This is a genomic window from Mesorhizobium sp. M0862, from assembly GCF_040319795.1.
Lineage (GTDB): Bacteria > Pseudomonadota > Alphaproteobacteria > Rhizobiales > Rhizobiaceae > Mesorhizobium.
This window is the reverse complement of the sequence record NZ_JAMYOJ010000018.1, coordinates 46,223-68,560: the sequence shown is the minus strand read 5'-3', so window position 1 is coordinate 68,560 and position 22,338 is coordinate 46,223. Positions and strand designations below refer to the sequence as shown.

Genomic DNA, 22,338 nt, shown 5'->3' with positions numbered 1-22,338 from the left:
CTTCCCCGCGGCATCAATGCCAGCCACTCAGGCAAAAGGCATATCGGGTCCGGCGACAAGAGCCACCCGAAACCTGATTGCTGGCAACAGTGCTGCCAGGAGGATGCGCCGCTGGGTCAGTGCCCGCCAGACACAGAATTGTTTTCTTTGGCCGCTAGCTTGGATTAATTGTGCGCAGCCGAGAAGTCAGGGGATTCGTCCATGCAGCGATTCGAGAATGCCCGCGAGGCGGCGCTGGCGCTTCGGCCGGACGATCCGGTCTACTGCTTTCGCCCGCAGGTGCTGAAGGCGGATGCCAAACAGTTCATGGGCATGTTTCCCGGCAAGACCGCCTACGCAGTCAAGACCAATGGCGAGCAGATCGTGCTCAAGGCGCTGGTCGAAGCCGGCGTCACCGCCTTCGATGTGGCCTCGCCCGGCGAGTTCGCCGCCGTGCGCGCCGTCTCACCCGACGCCGAGATGCTCTACATGCATCCGGTCAAGGCGCAGTCGGACATCAAGCTTGCGCTGGAAAAATACGCCATCCGGGTCATTTCGCTCGACCATGAGGACGAGATCACCAAGCTGACGCGGGTGGTGCGGGCGCTTGACATCGATCCGGGCTCCATCAGCGTGTTCGTGCGAATCCAGACCAAGGGTTCGGCGGCCTATGAACTGTCGAAGAAATTCGGCGCCGGGCCGGCCTATGCGGTGGAACTCGCCGAGCGGCTCAACCGCACCGGCTACAAGGTCGGCCTGTGCTTCCATGTCGGCAGCCAGATCGAGGATCCCGACACCTATGAACGGGCGCTGGCCTCCGCCGATTGGGTGCGCAACCGGCTGACCTTCGACATTGCGGGCCTCGATGTCGGCGGCGGCTTTCCCGCCGAGTACGGCCATGACCCCAATCGCAAGCAGATCGAGATGCCGTCGCTCGGCCAGATCATGTCGCGGCTGTCGGGCGACCTGAGGGAATACCAGTTCGACCAGATCCCGTTGGTGGCCGAGCCCGGCCGGGTGATCGTGGCGCGCTGCCTGTCGCTGATCGTGCGGGTGCTGCTGCGCAAGGGCAAGCGGCTCTACATCAATGACGGCATCTGGGCGTCGCTGTCGGATTCTTGGACCGGCAAGATCACACTGCCGGCCCGCTTCATCCCCGATCCGGCGATCCGCTCGCGCAATGGCGAGGAGAAGAACATCGTGCCGTTCAAGGTCTGCGGCGCGACCTGCGATTCCGTCGACATCCTGTCGCGGCCGTTCTGGCTGCCGGAAACCGTCGACACCGGCGACTGGATCGAGATCGGCCATATCGGCGCCTATTCGCTGTCGCTAAGAACCCGCTTCAACGGCTTTTATCCCGATACCTTCGTCGAGGTGACGACACCCTTCGATGAAGGCGATGCGCCGCAGGGATTCGCCAGCCTAGAGACGATGGCGGACTAAGCGACCCCGCCACCGGCCTGGATATTCTCGCCGGTCAGCCAGCGGGCCTCGTCGCTGGCCAGGAAGACCGCGACATCGGCAACGTCGCGGGGCGCGCCGATCCTGCCAAATGGAGACATGCCGGCCGCCACGGCGCGATCGCGCTCGGGAAGCAGGTCCGTGTCGGTGAAGCCAGGCGACAGCGCATTCACGGTGATGCCGCGCGGTCCGAGTTCACGCGAGAGCACACGGACGAATTGTTCGACGGCGCCCTTGCTGCCGAGATAGAGCGCCGTTTGCGTGAAGAACATCTTGGTGCCGCCGGTGGAGACCGCGATGATGCGGCCGCCGTTTCGCACACGGCGCGCTGCTTCCTGAAGCACGAAGAACGTGCCCTTGGCATTGGTGCCGAAGACATGGTCGAAATCGGCTTCGGTTGCCTCGGTCAGAGGCTTGATGACGGCGACGCCGACATTGGCAACCACGATGTCGATCGCGCCGAACTCACTCTCAGCCTCGTCAAACAGGCGATGAATATCCGAGACGCTTGATATGTCGGCCTGGACGGCCATCGCCTTTCCTCCCTTGCCGGCGATGGCGGCCACGACCTCGTCAGCGGCTTCGTGGTTGCCGACATAGTTGACGACGACGGCAGCGCCCTTGGAGGCGAGGCCTTCGGCGATGGCTCGCCCAATGCCGCGCGAACTGCCGGTGACGAGTGCGGTTTTGCCTTGCAAGGACTTGGGCATGATACGTTTCCTTCAATCATTCAGGCCCGTGCCGGTTTCATCCGACGGGTCTGCTAGTCGAGAAATAGGGCCATGCAACTGATCAGATAATGGCCTATTATCTGACTAGCTTGTTAATCTAGGGATACACAATGCGCGGTTCTGAATTCGCCGAGCTCAAGGCATTTGCCGCAATCGTGGAAGAGCGTAGTTTCGTCCGCGCCGCCGCCCGGCTGCGTGTTTCCCCGCCGGCGCTCAGCCAGTCGATCCGGCAACTGGAGGCTCGCATCGGCGTCAGGTTGCTGAATCGCACGACGCGTAGTGTTTCACCCACTGGTGCCGGCGAGACGCTGTTTGCGCGCCTTGCCGTTGCGTTCGAAGAGCTAGAGGGCGCCGTAGCGGACATTCATGCCGCGCGTGATCGACCGGCGGGTTCGCTACGAATAAACGTGCCGCGTGTTGCCGCGGTGCGGTTCATCGGCCCGATCCTTGGCGACTTCCAACGCGCCTATCCTGATATCGCGCTGACCGTCATCGTCGACGATACGCTGACCGACATTGTTCGAGGACGGTTCGATGCCGGAATCAGGCTTGGCGAGCGGCTGGAGAAGGACATGGTGGCAGTGAAACTGAGCGGGGATTTGCAGATGGCGGCGGTGGCCGCTCCCGTCTATCTCGAAAATCGGGCCATACCGCGCCATCCGCAGGAGTTGCATCAGCACCAATGCATAACATTCCAGTGGCCTGGTGGCGGCAACCTCTATCGATGGGAGTTCGCGCGCGGCAAACGGTCTCTGGAAATCGCCGTCGAGGGCAGCCTGACTGTTAACGACACCGAGCTGATGCTGAACGCGGCGCTGGGTGGAGCAGGCGTTGCCTACATGATCGACTATCAGGTCCAGTCCTGGATCAATGCGGGCAGGCTGATGAGATTTCTAGAGCCCTGGTCGCCCAGCTTTCCAGGCTTCTTCCTGTATCACCCGAGTTCGAGGCACGTCCCCCCGGCTTTGCGGGCATTTATCGACTTCGTCCGGGCAAGGAGTAGGGAATAAGGAACCCAGCTTGGGCAGATTCTACTCACAGTTTCCCCAAAAGCTCCGGCGTCGGCCAGCCGTCGACCGGCATGCCGAGCCGCATCTGTTCCTTGCGGATGGCTTCGCGGGTGTTGGTGCCCAGAATGCCGTCGACGGTGCCGACGTCATAGCCCCTGGCTTCGAGCTTGGTCTGCAATTCCTTCATCTGGTCGCCATTGAGCCCGGTTTCGGGATTGCGCGGGTCGAACTGCTTTGCCCCGGCCAGCCGGCTGGCGAAGTTGGCGGCGGTCAGCGCGTAGGTGAAGGACTGGTTCCATTCGAGATAGACGTCGAAATTGTCGTAGGCGAGGAAGGCCGGACCTTTGCGGCCCATCGGCAGCGCCAGGCCGGCCTTCAGGCCATTGTCGATCAGCGGCGTGCCATCGGGATTGGTGACGCCCCACGCGGCCCATTGAGACAGCGGCAGCTTGTTGGTGCGGCCGGTCTGCTCCCAGGGCATGTCCTCGGGCACGCGCACTTCCTCGATCCACGGCTGGTCGCGTTTCCAGCCGCGCGACAGCACCTTGTTGGCCGTGGTCATGATCACGTCGGGTACGCTGCGCCTGAGGTCGACGATGCCGTCGCCGTCGCCGTCGACGCCGCGCGCGAGATAGTCGGAAGGCAGGATCTGCGTCTGGCCGATCTCGCCGGCCCAGGCGCCGGTGACGTCGGCCGGAACGACGCCGCGATCGATCAGCGTCAACAGCGGCAGCAGTTGCGGCCGAAACAGCTGCGGGCGGCGGCAGTCATGCGACAGCGTCACCAAGGCGCTCAGCGTGTGGAAATCGCCCTGTACGGCGCCGAAATCGGTCTCCAGCCCCCAGAAGGCGGTGATGATCGGCGCCTGGACACCGAACTGCTGGTCGGCGCGCGCAAAGATTTCGGCGTATTTCTTCAGATTGGCCGCGCCCTGCTTCAGCCGGTAGGCCGAGATCATGCGGTTGGAGAACTGAATGAAGGTCTGGGCGAAGACGCCCTGGGCGCGGTCACGCGCGAGCACCTTGTCGTCGATGGTGGCGGCCTCCAGCGCGTTAAGGCCGACAGCGCCGACACCGGCTGCCTTGGCTTCCGCCGCCACGCCTTGCTTCCAGGTTTCGAAGTCGCCGCCGCATTCCTGCGCCGCCGCCGGCATCGCCGTAGCGCCGAGCAGCAGGGCCGCGAGCAGCCCGGAGCGCAGGCGGCTCTTCGACTGTTTCCGGCGTAAATATCCCAGTGGCTGCAGGTAGGTGCGCATGGGACGTCGAAAAGCAGGCGGCAGAGCCGGTGTCAACGGGTGTTCTGCCGCAGCCACTTTTTCCAGGCTGCCTCAGTGCCGTTGAAGACGTTGATATCGGACTTGCCGTTCATGCCGGGCACGATACCGGTTCCGGTGTATTGCCAGAAGGTGAAAGGGTGGCTGCCGTACTTCTGGCGGGGGTGGCCGGCCACCGAGCGCAGCCAGTAGGGATAGCCGCGGAAGGTCGCAAGGTCGTTATCGTCGAAGAAGTCGACCGAGGTGTAGATGATCGGCTTCTTGCCATAGTGCCGCTCGATCATCTCGAGAAAGGTGGTCATTTCGGCCCGCACCGTCGCTGAATCCGGGCGCAGCCGGCAGGTCGGCGATTGCGGGTTCCACTCCATGTCGAGCACCGGCGGCATGGCCGAGCGGTCGACGGGCACGTTCTGGATGAACCAGCGCGCCTGGGTGGCGGCAGGCGTGCAGAAATAGAAGAAATGGTAGGCCGCGCGCGGAATGCCATTGGCCTTGGTGCGCGACCAATGCTCGTTGAAATACTCGTCGAAACGGTCGCCGCCCTCGGTCGCCTTGATGAAGGCGAAGGAGATGCCGCTGGCCTTGGCCGTCGGCCAGTCGACCGAGGTCTGGTATTTGGAGACGTCGGTGCCGTGAACGGCATAGTTCCAAGGCGCGCCGCTATCCCATTCATGCGGCTTGGAGTCTTCGAAACGCGGTGCACGCACGGCAACCGTCGGGCTGCTGGATGGCGACATCGAGGGCACGAGATCGCCGGCGGTCGAGCAGGCGGCCAGCAGCGTCAACGTGATGAGGGCCGCGAAACGGCGCATCGCATTTCCCGAGCCGGAATCAGCCGGTCGCTGTTGGGTTGTCGTTGCAGGTGCCCCTCAGGCGATCGCCCCACAGCATCGCCTGATACGCTATTTTCGTGCATGTCGTTGTTCCAAAACCGCTGCGCACTTTTGGGCGACATGCACCAGTGATCGCCGATCATGGTTGATAACAGGTTGACGGCGCTCGACAAGAACACCGATTTTGCGGAAGCAATGGCGGCAAATCGATGACATAAATCGGGCCGCAAGCCACGGGCAGCGGAAAAGCAGGGACGGAAAGATGCGGATCGCCGTGAAGATCATCAAATGGCTGCTCGGCCTGGTCGTGTTGGCCATAGCCGCCCTGTTTACCTGGCTCTACGTCGCGCCGCCCGAACTGATCCGCGTCGGTTCCGGCTATTCCGCCAAGATTGTCTGCTCGAATGTTTTTATCGCCGGCCGTGATCCCAATGAGGTGCTTGCCATCGACGTGCAGGCGCCCGGCCATCCGCTTCTCAGGCTGATGAAGGTGTCGGTCGACAAGAACAGGGGGACCGTCTCGGCCGGGCTGCTTGGCTTCCTCGGCAAGAGCGTTGCTGTTGCGCGCGCCGGCCTGGGTTGCGCCTCGGTTCCTGATGGCGACGTCGGCAAGGCACGGCGCACGTCAATCCCTGCCGAGGCGTCGGCGGCCACCAAGGGCGATCTGTGGCCCGAGGGAGATCGAGTCGATGCCTCGCAAAATCCCGAAATCAACAAGATCCTCGACGGTGCGGCGATGACCGGCATCGGCATGCGCGCCGTGGTGGTGGTCAAAAATGGCCGCATTGTTGCGGAGCGTTATGGCGACGGCTTTTCGGCGAAAACGCCGCTGCTGGGCTGGTCGATGACCAAGACAGTCAACGCCGCGCTCGTCGGCACGCTGGTCAAGGACGGCAAGATGGCGGTGACCAATCAGGGCCTGTTCGGCTCATGGAAGGCGGACGGCCGCGCCGCCATCAGCCTTGCCGATATGATGGCGATGTCGAGCGGACTCGAGTTCAACGAGGATTATGGCGACGTTGCCGATGTGACGCGCATGCTCTACCTCGAACCGGATATGGCGGGCTTCGCCGAGGCCAAGCCGCTGACCGGCGACGTCGGCAAGGTCTTTTCCTATTCGAGCGGCACGGCGGTGATGCTGTCGCGGCTGTGGCAGGATGCTATCGGCGACAAGGACAAGGCGCTGATGTGGCCAAGGGCAGCGCTGTTCGGGCCGCTCGGCATGCAAAGCGCGGTGCTCGAAACCGACGAGGAGGGTACCTTTGTCGGCTCATCCTACCTCTATGCCACGGGGCATGACTGGGCGCGGTTCGGCCAATTCCTGCTGCAGGGCGGCGTCTGGAACGGCAACCAGATCCTGCCGGCCGGTTTCGTCGACTGGATGCGCGAACCGGCACCGGCCTCGAAAGTCTACGGCAAGGGGCAACTTTGGATCGAAGCCCCGGGGGACGAAGGAAATCCCGGCGCCGGCGTCGCCGCCGGCCTGCCCAACGATACCTACTGGATGGAGGGCCATGACGGCCAGACGGTCGCCATCATCCCGTCGGAGCAACTGGTGGTGGTGCGGCTGGGGTTGACGCCGGCCAAGCTCGGCTACCGGCCGCAGGTGATGGTCGGCGCGCTGATGAAGGCACTGCGCTAGCTCCCTTTACCCTCCCCTTGATGGGGAGGGCGGGGGCGTAGCGCCGGGCGGGGTGCCTGGCACTTCACCCCTACCCGCGCCTTCAGCGCGACCTCCCCCATCGAGGGGGAGGTAAGAGTGCGCGATCTTGACGACCGCCAGCCAGGCATAGCCGCGATAAAGCGCGCGGAAACAGAAGCTTGCGCCGGTTCGCCGAGATTCCGATTCCAAGACTTCGCGCAATGATTCACGTGGGGTGACATGGAATTTCTTGAGCCAGCCGCGCAGCAATGTCCGGAACCAGTTGGGCAAGCCTTCCTGCTGGCCGAAATCGACGACATGCAGCGAGCCGCCGGGCGCGAGTGCCGCAAGGGCTGCCGAAACCGTCTTTTCCCAACCGGGGATCATCGACAGCGAATAGGACACGAAGATGCGGTCGAAGCGCTCGACGCCGAACAGCGTCTTGGCGTCGAAATCGGTGGCGTCGCCGCGCGCCAGCACGGCGCGGCCGGACAGGCCGTCGCGGCCGATCGCCTTGCTCGCCGTCTCCAGCATCTCGGCCGAGATGTCGAGGCCGTAGAGGCGGGCGTCGGGATAGCGGCGGGCGGCAAGCGCGATGTTGCGGCCGGTGCCGCAGCCAAGTTCGAGCACTCTGCCATTCGCCGGCACATCCAGCCCGGCTATCATCTGGTCGCGGCCAAGCAGATAGTATTTGCGGGTCAGGTCGTAGATATGGCGTTGCCAGCGATAGACGCCGTCCATCAGTTCGGCATGGTCGGCCGGCAGCTCGCTCGCGCTCATGCCGCGCGCTTCACATAGAGGTGGAAGCCGCCATAGATGGCCGAGCGGTCGCGGGCCGAACAGTCGCGCGAGGCCTCGTCCTCGTAGGTCCACTGGTCGAGCAGCGAGATCGAGACGCGGCCCGGCAGCAGGCTGGGCTCGGCGGCGGTACGGAAGATGACTCGGGCGCCGACCGAGGCGGTGCGGGTGATCTCCGACCAAAGGGCATTGAGCTGGTCGTTCGTCATCCAGTCCTGCGCGTCGAGCAGGACGAAACGATCGACGGTGCTTGCGTCCTTGCCGGCCAGAAATTCGATCAGATTGGCGTGGTGGATGCCGACGCGATCGACATTGTTGCGGATCGCCTTGTAGTTGGCCTCTTCTAGATAGGCGGGCAGGGCGGCCTCACCCGGATTGGGATAGCGACGGGCGAAGGCTTGCCAAGCGAAGTAGTTGTTCTTCAGTGGAAAATCGCAAGCGAGCTTTTCCAGCCGGGCCTTCAGCACGCTGGCCATCGAACCATCGCCCGAGGTGATCAGCGAATCGTACTGCGCCGGCGGAATGCCGAGGCCGAACAGCGAAGCCTTGCGCGAGGTAGCCCAGCGCAACAGCTTCTTGTCGAAGACCGGCGCCAGCTCTTCGTTGAAGAAGCGGCGCTGGTCGGCGAGGCTCTTCGACGCCATGATACCGGCGGGATCGACGCCGAAGAATTTGGCGATGCGGTGGCCCATGGCGATGAACAGGCCGAGCAGGCCGGTCTGGTAGAAATTGCGGTCGAAGACGGTGATGCGCCGGCGGCCGGGCCAGCTGCGACGCTCCCAATAGTGGCGGCTGACCGGGTCGAGATGCGGCGCGATGAAGCGGTCATAGGCTTGCGAATTGTGGCTGGTGCCGGCGGCGCCGAAGAAACGGAACAGATCGCCCTGCGAGGGCAGATGCCGCACCGCCTCCAGCTTCATCCGGTTCAAGGCGATGTGGGCGGCGTTGAGGTCGACCGCATCGACGCGTTCAGGCGAGCGGGTGAGGTAGGCGAGGATGTTGCAGCCGCCCGACGCTATGGTGACGACGCGGTGACCCTGGCCAAGCTGCATGGCCTCCATGTCGACTTCAGGGTCTTCCCAGATCTGCGGATAGACGAGACCGGAAAACAAGAGGGCGAACAGCCGCTCCGAGATGCCGGCCTTCGACAGCGGGCGGTTCTGGTAGACGGCTTTTCCAACTTCCTTGCCGCGGCGAAAAACGAGATCCGAGGAGACGTCCGTCATGGCAAAGTGATTCCCCATTTGCTTTGCCGCAAGCGGGTAACTCAGGGGCATGACAGGCGGGTGACAGCCTGTTGACGCGAGTTCAGGCCTTGCCAAATCCCCCGGGTGTCGGCGTCGTCAGGATGACGGCGTCGCCGGCGTCGAGCACGGTCTGGTCGCAGGCCTTCAGCGTCTCGACGCTGCCGTCCTGGCGGCGGACCTTGGTCGAGCCGACCTCGCCGTCACCGCCGCCGTCGAGGCCTTGCGGCGGGCGGTTGCGGTGCGAGGACAGGATGGCGCATTCCATCTTTTCGAGGAAACGGATGGTGCGCCTGGTGCCGTCACCGGCATCCCATTTGCCTTTGCCGCCGGAGCCTTCGCGAATGTGAAAATCCTCGAGCAGCACGGGAAAGCGCAATTCCAGCACCTCCGGGTCGGTCAGGCGCGAATTGGTCATGTGGGTGTGGACGCCGGATGTGCCGGCAAAGCCGCGGCCGGAGTTCATCTGTCCGGCCGGCGAACCGGAGCAGATCGTCTCGTAATACTGGTACTGCTTGTTGCCGAAGGTCAGGTTGTTCATCGTGCCTTGCGCATTGGCCATGGCGCCCATGGCTCCGAACAGCGCGTTGGTGACATGCTGCGAGGTCTCGACATTGCCGGCGACGACTGCTGCGGGGTAGGCCGGCTTCAGCATCGAGCCGTCGGGGATGATGATGTTGATGGGCCTGAGGCACCCGGCATTCATCGGGATCATGTCCTCGACCATGACGCGGAAGGCATAGAGCACGGCGGCGCGGGCGACGGGCTCGGGCGCGTTGAAATTGTTCTTCATGACAGGCGAGGTGCCGGTGAAGTCGACGGTCGCTTCGCTCTTTTGCCGGTCGACCGTGATCTTCACCTTGATCACCTGGCCGGTGTCGGTCGGGTATTCATACTGCGAGCTGTTAGGCAGCCTTTCCAGCACGCGGCGCACGCTTTCGGCGGCATTGTCCTGGACATGGCCCATATAGGCCTCGACGACATCGAGGCCGAAATGGGAGACCATTTTGCGCAGTTCCGCCACGCCCTTTTCATTGGCGGCGATCTGCGCCTTTAGGTCGGCGATGTTCTGGTGCGGGTTGCGGGCGGGGTAGGGGTGGTCGGTGAGCAGCGTTTGCAGCTCCGCCTCGCGGAATTTTCCGCGATCGACGACGCGGAAATTGTCGAACAGCACGCCTTCCTCGTCGACCGTGGTGGCAAGCGGCGTCATCGAGCCGGGGGCAGTGCCGCCGATATCGGCATGATGGCCGCGTGAGGCTACGTAGAAGATTACTTCCTCCCCCCTTGAGGGGGAGGTGGCGGCGGAGCCGCCGGAGGGGGTCGTTGCGGCAGTGCTCGACGCTCTTGTGGTGCCTTCTGAGAGGACCCCACCCGGCCGCTGCGCGGCCACCCTCCCCTCAAGGGGGAGGGAAAACACCGGCGTCACCACGGTGATGTCGGGCAGATGCGTGCCGCCATTGTAAGGTGCGTTCAGCGCAAAGACGTCGCCGGGGTGGATGTCGCCGGAGTTCAGCCGGATGATGGTTTCGACTGAGCGATCCATTGAGCCGAGATGCACCGGCATGTGCGGCGCGTTGGCGACCAGCGCGCCGTGGCGGTCGAAGACGGCGCAGGAGAAATCCAGCCTTTCCTTGATGTTGACGGAATAGGCGGTGTTCTGCAGCGTAACGCCCATCTGTTCGGCGATCGACATGAAGAGGTTGTTGAAGACCTCCAGCATCACCGGATCGGCTTCGGTACCGAGGGCAGCCGTGCGAACTTTCCGTTCGGTGCGGCGGATGACGACGTGATTGAGGTTGGTGATTTCGGCCCGCCAGCCCGGCTCGACGACGATGGTCTGGTTCGGCTCGATGATCAAAGCGGGGCCTGCGATCAGGTTGGATGGGCGCAGATTTTCGCGACGATGGATGCCGGCCTCATGCCAGCGGCCCTCGGTGTAGATGCGCCGCGTTCCGGACGCACCCGCTTCAACCCTTGCCGGTCCGGCGGGCGCAACGGCTTCGGCCGTGGTCTCGACGATCTCGGCGCCTTCCACGCCAACGGTCTCGACGATCATCGGCTTGTCATCATAGACGAACCCGAACTGCGCCTTGTGGGCGATTTCGAAATCGCGCCTGGCCTGGAAGATCGAGTCGCCTTCGAAATTCACCGGCAGCGTGGTGTCGGTGCCGTCATAGCGGATGTGCAGCACCGGCTTTGCCGCAATCTTGTCCTCGGCGATGCCTTGCGCTACCAATTCGGCGATGACGGCTTTTTTCAACGTGCCGATGAGGCTGCCCATCTGGGTCCTGGATTCTTCGGCAAGCGGCTTCAGGAGCGCCTGCTGGCGCGACGCGAAAACCGACGACAGGCCGATACCATAGGCTGAGAGCAGACCGGAGAAGGGGTGGATCAGTACCGCCTCCATGCCGAGCGCGTCGGCAACCAGGCAGGCATGCTGGCCGCCGGCGCCGCCAAAACAGTTCAAGAGATATTCAGTGACGTCATAGCCGCGCTGCACGGAGATCTTCTTGATGGCATTGGCCATGTTTTCCACCGCGATGGTGACGAAGCCTTCGGCGACGGCTTCCGGCGTGCGGCCATCGCCGATTTCGACGGCCAGCGCAGCGAATTTTTTGCGCACGGCGGCCACATCGAGCGGCTGGTCCTGGCCTGGGCCGAAAATTGCCGGGAAGAAATCGGGCTGCAGCTTGCCCAGCATGACATTGGCGTCGGTGACGGCCAGCGGGCCGCCGCGCCGGTAGGCGGCGGGGCCAGGATTGGCGCCGGCGGAATCCGGGCCGGCGCGGAAACGGCCGGCTTCGTAGTGCAGGATCGAGCCGCCGCCGGCAGCGACGGTATGGATGCGCATCATCGGCGCACGGATGCGCACGCCGGCGACCTCGGTGTCGAAGGCGCGCTCATACTCGCCGTCATAATGGGCGACGTCGGTCGAGGTGCCGCCCATGTCGAAACCGATGACTTTCTCGAATCCGGCGAGTTTCGCCGTCTCGACCATGCCGACGACACCGCCGGCCGGGCCGGACAGCAGCGCGTCCTTGCCCTGAAACATGTCGGCGGCGGTAAGCCCGCCCGACGACATCATGAACATCAGGCGAGGGTTCTCCCTCCCCCTCGAGGGGAGGGTGGCGGCGAAGCCGCCGGGTGGGGTCGCCGCGGCAGTGCTCGACGCTTTGGTGGTGCCTCCTGAGAGAACCCCCTCTGTCGGCTTTGCCGACTGCCCTTCGCTATGGCTCCGGGCGTTCGTCGCTGAAAAAGCCAAATCGTTGGCTTTTTCTCGGCCTTTGGCCGACCGCTCCTCACCCCCCACAAGTGGGGAGATTGGCGTCGCGCCCAGTTCTCCCGCCACCCTTTGCACATAGCGCGACAGGATCGGCGACAGATAGGCATCGACCACGGTGGTGTCGCCGCGGCCGACCAGTTTGATCAGCGGCGAGACTTCATGGCTGACCGAGACTTGGCTGAACCCGATCTTGCGGCAGACTTTCGCCACCGCCTTCTCGTGGTCGGGATATTTCCAGGCATGCATGAAGACGATGGCCACCGCATCGATGCCGTCGGCCTTCGCCTGTTCGATGGCGGGCCGGCAGGCGGCGATGTCGAGCAAGCGCTCGACCTCGCCATTGGCGCGCACACGCTCGTCGATCTCGATCACTCGCTCGTAGAGCTGTTCGGGAAGGATGATCTCCTTGGCGAAGATGTCCGGCCGCGCCTGATAGGCGATCTTCAGCGCGTCGCGAAAGCCCTTGGTGATGAGCAAAAGCACACGGTCGCCCTTGCGCTCCAGCAGCGCATTCGTGGCAACGGTGGTACCCATCTTGACGTCACCGACCAGGCCCGGAGGAATAGCGGTGCCGGATTTCAGCCCCAGAAGCTCGCGGATGCCGGCTATGGCCGCGTCGGGATAGGCTTCGGGATTTTCCGACAGGAATTTCCTGGGATGCAAACCGCCTTGCGGATCACGTCCGATCACGTCGGTAAAGGTGCCGCCGCGGTCGATCCAAAAATCCCATTTCTTGTCCACGCAGAACTCCGGCATTGCATTTGGGTCCAGACTGTTAGTTCGGCATCGCCCGGCCCGCAATCGGTAGTGCGCGGATGTTACATCAGGAAACGCAACGTTACGAAACTCATGGCCGTTTGATGCATTTTGCCTTCGACCGTTCACCGCAACGTGAGCGTGTGTTGAAGGAGAGATGTCATGAAAAAGCTCATTCTTGCTTCCGTTTCCGCCCTGGCCCTGTTCGGCGTTGCCGCCTGCAGCGACAGCGGTACGGATAACACCACCACCCAGAGCACCAATCCGCCAGCCGCCGAGCCCATGAAGCCGGCGACGCCGGATGCACCGAAGCCTGCAGAACCGGCTCCGGCAACACCTGCTCCTGCCCCCGCGCAGTAGCAGCAGTCCCGGTCACTTTGACGTGACGAGAGAGGAGGCCGGCTCCGCGCCGGCCTTCCTGCGTTTAGGTCGATTCGGGGCTCAAGGGCCTTGAACCGGCTCTTTTCTACGGTTTGGGATCTGGCGCGTCGGTTGCTTGCGCAAATCGATCCACTCTGCGGCGCTGTCTTGGCTTGATAGCAATGGCCGGCGGCCCTAATAAGCGCTCATGTCGATTTGGGATCGCCTCGGCGACTTCATCAACCGCGTTTCATCTTCAGCCACGTCCGGTGTAGCCGATGTGGTCGAGGCCGTGCGCACGGTTTTCTCCGGTGACGCTGATCTGCGCCGGCGCGTCGCCTTCTCTGTGGCGATGATTGCGCTGTCGGCCAAGATGGCCAAGGCCGATGGCATCGTCACCCAGGACGAGGTTCGCGCGTTCCAGGAAATATTTGAGGTGCCGCGAGAACAGACCCGCAATGTGGCGCGGCTTTACGATCTGGCCAAGCGCGACGTCGCCGGGTTCGAGACCTATGCCGAGAGTATGGCGCAGATGTGCGGCTCGGGCCATTCGAACTGCGTCATGCTGGAAGACATACTCGACGGTCTGTTCCATATCGCCAAGGCGGACGGGCTGGTGCATGAGCGCGAAGGGATTTTCCTGCACCGTATTGCCGAGATTTTCCGCATCGACGAGGTGCACTACGAGGCCATCATGGCCAGGCACGTCAATCTCGGCGCCGGCGATCCCTATATCGTGCTCGGCATTGAGCGCGGCAAACCGTTCGAGGAGGTCAGGAAGCGATACCGCAAGCTGGTCTCCGACAATCATCCGGACCGGCTGATCGCGCGCGGCCTGCCGCAGGAATTCATCAAGATTGCAACGACCAGGGTCGCGGCGATCAACGCGGCCTATGAAATGATCGAGCGGGGCCTCAGGCACGCATGAGCGGCTTCCCGCCCGACGAGCCAAGCGCGGAGGTCAGGGTATCGCCGAATTTCGGCCCGCGGCGCGAAACGCTCAGGCCCGACATGATCGTGCTGCACTATACCGGCATGGCGACGGGTGCTGCCGCCGAAGCCTGGTTGTGCGACCCCGCAAGCGAAGTCTCGTCGCACTACCTCGTCCATGAGGATGGCCGCATCATCCAAATGGTGCGCGAAAGCGACCGCGCCTGGCACGCCGGTGCAAGTTCCTGGTTCGGTCGTCGCGACATCAACTCCTGTTCGGTCGGCATCGAAATCGTCAATCCCGGCCATTCGCTCGGCTATTCGGCCTTTCCCAAGCGGCAGGTGGAAGCGGTGATCGGGCTTTGCCTTGGTATCATCGAACGCCATTCCATTGCGGCGCAAAGGGTGCTTGCCCATTCCGACATCGCGCCGGGGCGCAAGATCGACCCGGGCGAGAAATTCCCCTGGAAGGCGCTGTTTGCGGCCGGGGTCGGCCATCTCGTGCCTGCGGCGCCGGTCCGGCGCGGCGCGGCGCTGAAAGCCGGCGATACCGGCGCCGAGGTCGAGACACTGCAGTCGATGCTGGCGCTCTATGGCTATGGCGTCGAGATATCAGGTGTCTTCGACCGCCAGACCGAAATCGTCGTCGAAGCTTTTCAGCGGCATTTCCGACCGCGCCTGGTGGATGGTGTCGCCGACGGCTCTACGTCTAGCACGCTGCAAAGCCTGCTGACTTCCCTTACGTCAGTTGCCTCTAAATAATCTTTTTCTGATATTCAAGTTACAGCCTGTCACTGAAAGTGAATTGCCTCGCCTTGTTCGACACAAATTCCGCCCTCAAAGGCGGTTCGTGCAAGTTATCGGACCTCCAGCCCCCCGGATGCTCCGATATTGATTAGGCGTTGCTGCGTGAAGATCTTCGCGCGGCCAAACAGAACGGGACCACATGCAGAAATTGACCGTTGTAACGGCAGCTATTGCTGCCGGCGTAATGACTTTTACCTTCAGCACGGCCGATGCCGCACCACTGAGCCAGAGGGCAGACCAGGGCTTCATCGCCGCACCCGCCAAGGCCACCATGACGAAAGCAAACCCGAAAGCAAAAAGAGCAACCACCGCGAATGTGCGCAAAGCAGCCGTGGTGAAGGCCAGAAAAGCCACGGCCAAGAGGCATTTTAAGCGCAACAGGAAGAGCGTCGACCTGACGACGACCGCATCGATCCGCCCAAGCACCGCTGCGGAGTCGACTGCGGCAGCCGCGCTTGGCGACCAGTATTCGGCAATCATTGCCCGCTATGCTGCGGCCGAAGGCGTGCCGGTGTCGCTGGCCCAGGCGGTCATCAAGATCGAGAGCAACTACCGGCCGAACATCGTCGGCAGCGCGGGTGAAATCGGCCTGATGCAGATCAAGCCGGCAACGGCGCGGATGATGGGGTATAGCGGCTCGGCCAAGGGTCTATTCGATCCCGACACCAACATCAAATACGGCATGAAGTACCTTGCCATGGCGCGCAATCTCGGCGGCGGCACCACCTGCGGCACGATCCTGAAATACAATGCCGGCCATGCCGCGACGCGGATGAACCCGGTGTCGGCGGCCTATTGTGGCAAGGTCAAGGTGCAGTTGGCGGCATTGGGATCGCCGGCATAAGTCTGCTTTTTCATTTGCGTTTTGGAACGTGAACCCCTTTATACGCTCTGCCAGCTGGCCGGGCGGCCGCACCCGCAAAGCCGAAAGGCTGCGGGTGAGGAAAGTCCGGGCTCCATGGAGACACGGTGCCGGTTAATGGCCGGCGGGGGCGACCCCAGGGAAAGTGCCACAGAAAGCAAACCGCCACGATTTATCGGGGCAAGGGTGAAAGGGTGGGGTAAGAGCCCACCGCGCGACTGGCAACAGGAGCGGCACGGTAAACCCCACCGGGAGCAAGACCGAATAGGGACGGTGCGAGGGGAAACCTTCGAGGGCTGTTTCCGGCTCACCGTCCGGGTAGGTTGCGTGAGGCGCATGGCAACATGCGCCCAAGATGAATGGCCGCCACGTTCTCGCCCCGAAAGGGGCGAGGGCCATACAAAACCCGGCTTACAGGCCAGCTGGCAATTTCTCCCCCATATCGCGATTAATCCTTTGGATCAGCAGTCTGCGCCTTCGGGCGCAGCTGGCGATTCAGGTGCTTGAGCGATTGAATCAAGTACGCATGCTGGGGTCGAGACAAACGCATCCTTGAAGCTGGTACGATTTAATCGTACCATGATTGTCATGGTTTGATCAGGAGCGCATCATGGGTCACGTCGACAAACGCAGTATCACGCTTTCGCCGGAACTGGCGGCGGCGGTCGACGATGTCGTGGCCGCCGGCGAATATGCCTCGGCCAGCGAAGTCATCCGTGATGCGCTGCGGCAATGGAAAGACCGCCGCGATCTTCTCGGCTACACGGTCGAGGAATTGCGCAGGCTGGTTCAGGAGGGGATCGACAGCGGACCGGCGGTGGACGGCCAGCCCTTCATGGACCGGCTGCGAGCCAAATATCAGAGGATGTCGGAAGCTGCAGGCTCGGAAGAGTGAAATATCGGCTGCTTCCTCAGGCGATATCAGATGTCGAAGGCATCGGTGACTACATTGCGGAACATAGCCCAAAGGGAGCCATGCGCCTTGTGGACGCTTTGGAGAGGCGCTGGACACTGCTCACCTTGCACCCGTTCTCAGGTGCGCCGCGCGATGATATCGCGCCCGGCATTCGTCATCTGATCGTCGGCGAATATGTCACTCTGTATCGCATGGGCGAAGACGCGATCGAGATCGTCCGCGTTTTGCACGGCAGGCGCGATATTGGCGCCGACGACTTGGTGACCTAACCGCCAGCTCAGATGCCGATGTTGTCCAGCGATGCCTCGATCGCCTGCCAGAGTTCTTCCACCGGCTCGCAGCCCACCGACAGGCGCACGAAGCCGGGCGGAACCGAATCTCCTCGCTTGGCCCGCCGCTCGGCGGAGGTGTGGACACCCCCGAACGACGTTGCCGCCTGCATCAGCGTGCAGTTGTTGATGAAATCCTCGGCCTTTTCCTGGGAGAGGAGTTCGAAGGACATGAGGAAGCCGAAGCGCTCCATCTGCGCCCGGGCGAGGTTGTGCGACGGGTCGCCCTCCAGCCCGGGGTAGCGCAAGCCGCTAACGGCGCGATGGTTTTTCAGGCGCTTCGCGATCACCTCGGCAGAAGAACACATGCGGTCGAAGCGTACCTCCAGCGTCTCCAGGCCGCGATGCACCAGCCAAGCCTCGAACGGGCCGGGAATGCCGCCCGCGGTCTCGCGCCAGCCGGTGACGTCCGCGATGATGTCTGGATTGCGGCTGGCGACATGGCCGAACAGCACGTCGGAATGCCCGTTGGCCGCCTTGGTGTCGGCAGCAACGACGATGTCGGCGCCGAGATCGAGCGGGCGCTGGCCGAACGGCGTCATCGTGGTGTTGTCGACGACGACGATCGCACCCGCTTGGTGCGCGACTTCGGCGACGGCTGTGATGTCGCAAATGTCCAAGCGCGGATTTGACGGGGTTTCAACGTAGACAAGGCGGTAGCCGTCGAAGCCGCCGTCGAGGAATGTAGATGTCGGCCGCAGATCATAGGCGACGCCGAAGGGCTTGAGGAAACGTTCGGCCAGCGCGCGTGTGGCATGGTAGCCGTCCGAAGGCAAAAGCACGCGGTCGCCGGATTTCAACAGGCCGAAAAACACCGCCGAGATTGCCGCCATTCCGGATGGGAAGCTGACGCATGGCGCGTCTTCGAGATGCGCCAGCATGTGCTCGACTGCATCCCAGGTGGCGTTGCTGTAACGGCCGTACTGACTGTAGCCGGCGCCGTCGCCCGGGTTGTGGAAAATAGCGGCCATGGTCAGCGGCAATGGGATGGGGTCGCCTTTGGCAAGTCCGTCGCGCCGCAGATGGGCAAGGGAGGCCGCGCGGGACCTGGCTGTTTCGGGCATGGATTTCTGACCTTGTTGCTCAGCGAAAAGACTGACGACGCTATTCGCGGCAGTGATGCGCGGCAAGCCGCTTCCGCTTGGGCCAGCCCGCTCTAAACGGTTCGTTAGGCTTAATGGGAGATAAAGACGGGAGTGTTGTCAGAGCTGCTCTCACCGGTTGTGGCGCGCGCGTTTGTGAAGCCTGTTCCCGTTGACGCCCATAGTGCCCCATGATATCCCATTTCGATACCAAAGCCTTCGTTCCGCGTCAGGGTAAAGCGTACGCCAATCGGGCAGCTGCGGCGGCTGTGCGTTTGCGGGGTTTTGCCGCTGGGATCGAAGCGGATTTTCGGCAGGGGACGCGCTTCGGCGCGGACGAAAACATGGAGAGGGGTGCGGCGGCGGAAGCGGCTGCAGCGTGTCATGGACCGGTTTCTGTCAAGCGCGGTGAACAGGATCGATGCGAAGGGGCGGGTCTCCGTTCCGGCGCATTTCCGCGCGGTCGTGCAGAAGCGCGGCTATTCGGAGCTCTACGCGCTGCGCGGACTGGACGTGCCTGCGATGGATGTCGGCGGGCTCGATCTGCTCGACCGCTACGAGCAGCGCATCGCGCTGGAAGACCCTTTTTTGCAGACGGCGGACGATATGTCGTTCTTCTGCCATGGCGACGGGACGTTCCTGAAGCTCGATCAGGATGGCCGCATCACGATGAGCGATTTCATCCGCGAGCATACGGGCATCACGAGCGAAGTGGCCTTTGTCGGCCGCGGCAATTTCTTTCAAGTTTGGGAGCCTGGACGGCTGGCCGCCTATGGGGCGCAGGCGCGAGCCAGACTTTTGCAGCTTCGGCAGGGGACGAAGGCTCACGAGGGCAAGGCTGGGGAGCGACCGGAGTGATGGCGGATCACGGCGATGATCTCAGCGCCGTTGGCGGACCGGTCCGCCACATTCCGGTCCTCCTTGCCGAAGTGTTGGAAGCGCTCTCGCCCAAAGCCGGCGATGTGATCGTCGACGGCACGTTCGGCGCTGGCGGCTACACCAAGGCGATCCTGGCGAGCGGCGCCTCGGTGGTGGCGATCGATCGCGATCCCGATGCGATTGCCGCCGGGCGCGGCCTGGAACAGCAATCCGGCGGCAGGCTAAGGCTGGTGCAGGCGCCGTTCTCGACGCTGGACGAGCAGGTCGAAAGCGCCGACGGCGTTGTGCTCGACATCGGCATTTCCTCCATGCAGGTCGACCAGCCCGAGCGCGGCTTTTCGTTCCGCACGGACGGGCCGCTCGACATGCGCATGGCGCAGGCGGGCTTGAGTGCTGCCGACGTCGTCAATTCGTTCAAGATAGGCGACCTTGCCCGCATCTTCGGCTTCCTCGGCGAAGAGCGGAATGCCGGGCGCATCGCCCGCATGATCGAGTCACGCCGCGAAAAACGCCCGTTCGAGCGCACGCTCGATCTCGCCGACGCCATCGAAACGCATATCGGCCGCGCGCCGAAGGACAAGATTCATCCGGCCACCCGCGTCTTCCAGGCGCTGCGCATTTTCGTCAATGACGAGCTGGGCGAATTGGCCAAGGCTCTGGTGGCGTCCGAGCGGGTATTGAAGCCCGGCGGGCGGCTTGCCGTGGTGACGTTCCATTCGTTGGAAGACCGCATCGTCAAGCGCTTCATCGCCGACCGCGCCGACGTCGCCACCGGCTCACGTCATTTGCCCGAGGCGCACGCGCGCACCGCGACCTTCCGCAAGGCCGGTGGCGGCGTGACGGCAGGCGATGCGGAAGTCGCTGCCAATCCGCGGGCGCGCTCGGCCAGGCTGCGTGCCGCCATCCGCACCGAGGCGCCAGCGCGCGCCGGTGATCTCACCATTTTCGGACTTCCAAAACTTCCCGGCATCCAGGCGCCGCGAGAGAGGTGAATACGTGTTTCGAACCAGCGACATAGTCCTGATCGCCGTCATGGTCTCGGCCGCGGCCCTGACCTACAAGGCCAAGCGTGAGGCCGAGGAACAGCTGGCTTCGGTGCAGAAGATCGAGGCGCAGATCCGCTATGAGGAGGACACGATCGACCTGCTCAAGGCCGACTGGAGCCTGCTGACCCAGCCGTCACGCCTGCAGAAGCTGGCTGAAATCTACAAATCGCAGCTCGCACTCGAGCCGGTCAATGCGCGGCAGATCGTCGGGCTCGACGACCTGCCGGCAAAACCGCTCAACATCGAGGACCTGTCGTCGCAGCGGCTTGGCGGCATGGCCGACAATTCCGGCAAAGGACCAGCCGACAAGGATCCCGTGGTGACCGGAGCCATCGTCCAATGATCGCTGGATTTCCAATGCGCGCCAAACTTCCGTCGGTCGGCAAATTGCTGAAGCGCCGCGCACGGACCGGCGAGGACGGCTCCATCGTGGTCGAAGGCGCGCGCAAGGCGACCGGCGGCAAGGCCAAGACCCGCATCGTGATGACGATGGCGGTGTTCTTCGGCATTTATTCGACCATCGCCGGGCGGCTGGTCTATCTCGGTTTCCAGTCCCCCGACATGTCGAATGGGCCGCAAAGCCGGGTGACGGCGTCGCGTCCCGACATCGTCGACCGCAACGGCGAGGTGCTGGCGACCGACATCAAGACGGCATCGCTGTTTGCCGAGCCGCGCCGCGTCGTCGATGCCGACGAGGCGATCGAAAAGCTGTCGACCATTCTGCCAGATATCGACCCCGAGCAGACCTATCACAAGCTGAAAAGCGGCGCCGGCTTCGTCTGGCTGCAGCGGCAGCTGACGCCCAAGCAGCAGGCCGACATCATGCAGCTCGGCATTCCCGGAATCGGCTTTCGCACCGAAAAGCGCCGCTTCTATCCTGCCGGCGTGACCTCGTCCTACATTGTCGGCCTCACCAACATCGACAATCAGGGCATCTCCGGCATGGAGAAGTACATTGACGAGCAGGGCCTGAGCGACCTGCAGGCCTCAGGCTTGGCGATCGCCAAGGACCTGAAGCCGGTTCAGCTGTCGATCGACCTGCGCGTCCAGCATGTGGTGCGCGACGAGATTGCCGCCGGCCTCGAGCGCTATCGCGCCATGGGCGCCGGCGCCGTCGTGCTCAACATCAAGACCGGCGAAGTGGTGGCGATGGCCTCGGTGCCGGATTTCGATCCGAACAATCCCTTCAATGCGCAGGACAAGGATCGGCTGAACCGCATGTCGGCCGGCCTCTACGAGATGGGATCGACCTTCAAGAGCTTCACCTCGGCCATGGCACTCGATTCCGGCAAAGCGAATATGAACAGCCGTTTCGACGCCTCGCACCCAATCCGGGTCGGCCATCAGGCCATCCACGATTTCCACGGCAAGAACCGCGTGCTGTCATTGCCGGAGGTGTTCCTTTACTCCTCCAATATCGGATCGGCCCGTGAGGCCGAAATGGTCGGCATCGAGGGGCACCGCGAATTCCTGCATCGTCTTGGCCTTCTGGACAGGATGCAGACCGAACTGCCTGAAGTCGCCCGCCCGACCGAACCGAAGGTCTGGAAGCAGGTTAACTCCTTCACCATCGCCTTCGGCCATGGCGTGTCGACGACGCCGCTGCAGGCGGCCGTCGGCTGCGCGGCGCTGATGCAGGGCTACCTGATCCCGCCGACTTTCCTGGTCCGCAGCGAGCAGGATGCCATGGCGGTGGCCAAGAGAGTGGTCAGCGAAAAGACTGTGGAGGGCATGCGCTACCTCTATACGCTCAATGCCGAGAAGGGCTCGGCCAGAAACGCCAGGGCCCCCGGCTACCGCGTTGGCGGCAAGACCGGAACCGCCGAGAAGGTGATCAATGGCCGCTACTCGAAGGAACTGAATTTCAACACCTTCGTCGCTGCCTTCCCGATGGACGATCCGCAATATCTGGTGTTTACGATCGCTGACGCTCCGCACCCGGAAAAGCCCGGGATGACCGACGTTGCCGCCAACAATGCGGGTGTCATGGCCGGAAACATCATCAGGCGGGCAGCCGCCATGCTTGGCGTGAAGCCAGATTTCAGCCATGAAAATGGCGCAACGCTGGTTTCCTATCAGTGATTCTTAGGGCGCGCCGGCAACTGCGCGCCATTTTG

At 63.1% G+C, this 22,338-nt stretch carries 19 protein-coding genes, 1 other RNA gene and 1 pseudogene; 14 read left to right on the top strand and 7 right to left on the bottom strand.

Annotated features, from left to right (window positions below):
* The first annotated feature begins 201 nt into the window (after positions 1 to 201).
* Positions 202 to 1,422: an alanine racemase gene (locus tag NKI15_RS23910; protein WP_023668250.1), complete on the top strand. Its 1,221-nt coding sequence runs from the start codon at positions 202 to 204 to the stop codon at positions 1,420 to 1,422.
* On the opposite strand, the gene NKI15_RS23905 is transcribed toward NKI15_RS23910, so the two are convergent.
* Positions 1,419 to 2,150, bottom strand: a complete 732-nt coding sequence (locus tag NKI15_RS23905; RefSeq protein ID WP_023668251.1) for an SDR family oxidoreductase — start codon at positions 2,148 to 2,150, stop codon at positions 1,419 to 1,421. The two genes, NKI15_RS23910 and NKI15_RS23905, sit on opposite strands and share 4 nt — an antisense overlap.
* Before the next feature lie 131 nt (positions 2,151 to 2,281).
* Between NKI15_RS23905 and NKI15_RS23900 the strand changes: the two genes are divergently transcribed.
* Positions 2,282 to 3,181, top strand: a complete 900-nt coding sequence (locus NKI15_RS23900; protein ID WP_352515162.1) for a LysR family transcriptional regulator — start codon at positions 2,282 to 2,284, stop codon at positions 3,179 to 3,181.
* A gap of 25 nt (positions 3,182 to 3,206) precedes the next feature.
* On the opposite strand, the gene NKI15_RS23895 is transcribed toward NKI15_RS23900, so the two are convergent.
* Positions 3,207 to 4,436 carry a lytic murein transglycosylase gene (locus NKI15_RS23895; RefSeq protein WP_023682152.1) on the bottom strand — a complete coding sequence of 410 codons (1,230 nt, stop codon included), beginning with the start codon at positions 4,434 to 4,436 and terminating at the stop codon, positions 3,207 to 3,209.
* Between the two features lie 32 nt (positions 4,437 to 4,468).
* Positions 4,469 to 5,266: a glycoside hydrolase family 25 protein gene (locus NKI15_RS23890; protein WP_023682151.1), complete on the bottom strand. Its 798-nt coding sequence runs from the start codon at positions 5,264 to 5,266 to the stop codon at positions 4,469 to 4,471.
* 283 nt (positions 5,267 to 5,549) lie between these two features.
* Between NKI15_RS23890 and NKI15_RS23885 the strand changes: the two genes are divergently transcribed.
* Positions 5,550 to 6,929 carry a serine hydrolase domain-containing protein gene (locus NKI15_RS23885; RefSeq protein WP_023690860.1) on the top strand — a complete coding sequence of 460 codons (1,380 nt, stop codon included), beginning with the start codon at positions 5,550 to 5,552 and terminating at the stop codon, positions 6,927 to 6,929.
* 123 nt (positions 6,930 to 7,052) lie between these two features.
* On the opposite strand, the pseudogene NKI15_RS23880 reads toward NKI15_RS23885, so the two are convergent.
* The 3 genes and pseudogenes from NKI15_RS23880 to NKI15_RS23870 form a co-directional block, all read right to left on the bottom strand.
* A pseudogene (locus tag NKI15_RS23880) lies at positions 7,053 to 7,709 on the bottom strand (class I SAM-dependent methyltransferase); the annotation flags it as partial.
* Positions 7,706 to 9,004: a BtaA family protein gene (locus tag NKI15_RS23875; protein WP_031201832.1), complete on the bottom strand. Its 1,299-nt coding sequence runs from the start codon at positions 9,002 to 9,004 to the stop codon at positions 7,706 to 7,708. The gene NKI15_RS23875 and the pseudogene NKI15_RS23880, both read right to left, overlap by 4 nt.
* A gap of 31 nt (positions 9,005 to 9,035) precedes the next feature.
* The gene (locus tag NKI15_RS23870) at positions 9,036 to 12,995 is read right to left on the bottom strand and encodes a hydantoinase B/oxoprolinase family protein (RefSeq protein WP_352515161.1); all 3,960 of its coding nucleotides are present in this window, start codon (positions 12,993 to 12,995) and stop codon (positions 9,036 to 9,038) included.
* Between the two features lie 177 nt (positions 12,996 to 13,172).
* Here NKI15_RS23870 and NKI15_RS23865 point away from each other — a divergent pair, with 177 nt between their 5' ends.
* The 7 genes from NKI15_RS23865 to NKI15_RS23835 all read left to right on the top strand — a co-directional run bounded on the left by NKI15_RS23865 (position 13,173) and on the right by NKI15_RS23835 (position 17,154).
* Complete coding sequence (locus NKI15_RS23865; RefSeq protein WP_023668260.1) at positions 13,173 to 13,370, top strand: hypothetical protein; 198 nt, start codon at positions 13,173 to 13,175, stop codon at positions 13,368 to 13,370.
* A 208-nt stretch (positions 13,371 to 13,578) separates the two neighbouring features.
* Positions 13,579 to 14,298 (top strand): J domain-containing protein, encoded by a 720-nt coding sequence (locus tag NKI15_RS23860; protein WP_023705557.1) that lies wholly within the window; start codon positions 13,579 to 13,581, stop codon positions 14,296 to 14,298.
* Positions 14,295 to 15,062 (top strand): N-acetylmuramoyl-L-alanine amidase, encoded by a 768-nt coding sequence (locus NKI15_RS23855; protein ID WP_023705556.1) that lies wholly within the window; start codon positions 14,295 to 14,297, stop codon positions 15,060 to 15,062. Before NKI15_RS23860 ends, NKI15_RS23855 begins: the two co-directional genes overlap by 4 nt.
* A gap of 184 nt (positions 15,063 to 15,246) precedes the next feature.
* Positions 15,247 to 15,951, top strand: a complete 705-nt coding sequence (locus NKI15_RS23850) for a lytic transglycosylase domain-containing protein (protein WP_023705555.1) — start codon at positions 15,247 to 15,249, stop codon at positions 15,949 to 15,951.
* A gap of 50 nt (positions 15,952 to 16,001) precedes the next feature.
* An RNA gene (gene rnpB / locus NKI15_RS23845) (RNase P RNA component class A) lies at positions 16,002 to 16,399 on the top strand.
* 180 nt (positions 16,400 to 16,579) lie between these two features.
* Complete coding sequence (locus NKI15_RS23840; protein WP_023688026.1) at positions 16,580 to 16,864, top strand: type II toxin-antitoxin system ParD family antitoxin; 285 nt, start codon at positions 16,580 to 16,582, stop codon at positions 16,862 to 16,864.
* Complete coding sequence (locus tag NKI15_RS23835; RefSeq protein ID WP_023668265.1) at positions 16,861 to 17,154, top strand: type II toxin-antitoxin system RelE/ParE family toxin; 294 nt, start codon at positions 16,861 to 16,863, stop codon at positions 17,152 to 17,154. Before NKI15_RS23840 ends, NKI15_RS23835 begins: the two co-directional genes overlap by 4 nt.
* An 8-nt stretch (positions 17,155 to 17,162) precedes the next feature.
* On the opposite strand, the gene NKI15_RS23830 is transcribed toward NKI15_RS23835, so the two are convergent.
* Positions 17,163 to 18,278 carry a cystathionine gamma-lyase gene (locus NKI15_RS23830; protein WP_023705554.1) on the bottom strand — a complete coding sequence of 372 codons (1,116 nt, stop codon included), beginning with the start codon at positions 18,276 to 18,278 and terminating at the stop codon, positions 17,163 to 17,165.
* Between the two features lie 402 nt (positions 18,279 to 18,680).
* On the opposite strand from NKI15_RS23830, the gene mraZ reads away from it, so the two are divergent.
* Genes mraZ through NKI15_RS23810 form a run of 4 tightly spaced genes read left to right on the top strand, consistent with a single transcriptional unit; the run spans position 18,681 to position 22,303 of the window.
* Positions 18,681 to 19,154 (top strand): division/cell wall cluster transcriptional repressor MraZ, encoded by a 474-nt coding sequence (gene mraZ, locus NKI15_RS23825; protein WP_023690870.1) that lies wholly within the window; start codon positions 18,681 to 18,683, stop codon positions 19,152 to 19,154.
* A complete protein-coding gene (gene rsmH, locus NKI15_RS23820; protein WP_032904364.1) occupies positions 19,154 to 20,167 on the top strand; it encodes a 16S rRNA (cytosine(1402)-N(4))-methyltransferase RsmH in 1,014 nt (337 codons plus the stop codon). The genes mraZ and rsmH overlap by 1 nt, the downstream gene beginning before the upstream one ends.
* A 4-nt stretch (positions 20,168 to 20,171) precedes the next feature.
* Entirely contained in the window at positions 20,172 to 20,564 is a 393-nt protein-coding gene (ftsL, locus tag NKI15_RS23815) for a cell division protein FtsL (RefSeq protein ID WP_023682142.1), read from the top strand.
* Between the two features lie 14 nt (positions 20,565 to 20,578).
* Positions 20,579 to 22,303: a peptidoglycan D,D-transpeptidase FtsI family protein gene (locus NKI15_RS23810; RefSeq protein WP_023746917.1), complete on the top strand. Its 1,725-nt coding sequence runs from the start codon at positions 20,579 to 20,581 to the stop codon at positions 22,301 to 22,303.
* Positions 22,304 to 22,338: the final 35 nt, after the last annotated feature.

Excerpts from the sequence above, each read along its gene's own strand:
- NKI15_RS23910 (WP_023668250.1), top strand. The coding sequence starts at position 202 with ATGCAGCGATTCGAGAATGCCCGCGAGGCGGCGCTGGCGCTTCGGCCG.
- NKI15_RS23905 (WP_023668251.1), bottom strand. The coding sequence starts at position 2,150 with ATGCCCAAGTCCTTGCAAGGCAAAACCGCACTCGTCACCGGCAGTTCG.
- NKI15_RS23900 (WP_352515162.1), top strand. The coding sequence starts at position 2,282 with ATGCGCGGTTCTGAATTCGCCGAGCTCAAGGCATTTGCCGCAATCGTG.
- NKI15_RS23895 (WP_023682152.1), bottom strand. The coding sequence starts at position 4,436 with ATGCGCACCTACCTGCAGCCACTGGGATATTTACGCCGGAAACAGTCG.
- NKI15_RS23890 (WP_023682151.1), bottom strand. The coding sequence starts at position 5,266 with ATGCGCCGTTTCGCGGCCCTCATCACGTTGACGCTGCTGGCCGCCTGC.
- NKI15_RS23885 (WP_023690860.1), top strand. The coding sequence starts at position 5,550 with ATGCGGATCGCCGTGAAGATCATCAAATGGCTGCTCGGCCTGGTCGTG.
- NKI15_RS23875 (WP_031201832.1), bottom strand. The coding sequence starts at position 9,004 with ATGCCCCTGAGTTACCCGCTTGCGGCAAAGCAAATGGGGAATCACTTT.
- NKI15_RS23865 (WP_023668260.1), top strand. The coding sequence starts at position 13,173 with ATGAAAAAGCTCATTCTTGCTTCCGTTTCCGCCCTGGCCCTGTTCGGC.
- NKI15_RS23860 (WP_023705557.1), top strand. The coding sequence starts at position 13,579 with ATGTCGATTTGGGATCGCCTCGGCGACTTCATCAACCGCGTTTCATCT.
- NKI15_RS23855 (WP_023705556.1), top strand. The coding sequence starts at position 14,295 with ATGAGCGGCTTCCCGCCCGACGAGCCAAGCGCGGAGGTCAGGGTATCG.
- NKI15_RS23850 (WP_023705555.1), top strand. The coding sequence starts at position 15,247 with ATGCAGAAATTGACCGTTGTAACGGCAGCTATTGCTGCCGGCGTAATG.
- NKI15_RS23840 (WP_023688026.1), top strand. The coding sequence starts at position 16,580 with ATGGGTCACGTCGACAAACGCAGTATCACGCTTTCGCCGGAACTGGCG.
- NKI15_RS23830 (WP_023705554.1), bottom strand. The coding sequence starts at position 18,278 with ATGCCCGAAACAGCCAGGTCCCGCGCGGCCTCCCTTGCCCATCTGCGG.
- mraZ (WP_023690870.1), top strand. The coding sequence starts at position 18,681 with ATGGACCGGTTTCTGTCAAGCGCGGTGAACAGGATCGATGCGAAGGGG.
- rsmH (WP_032904364.1), top strand. The coding sequence starts at position 19,154 with ATGGCGGATCACGGCGATGATCTCAGCGCCGTTGGCGGACCGGTCCGC.
- NKI15_RS23810 (WP_023746917.1), top strand. The coding sequence starts at position 20,579 with ATGCGCGCCAAACTTCCGTCGGTCGGCAAATTGCTGAAGCGCCGCGCA.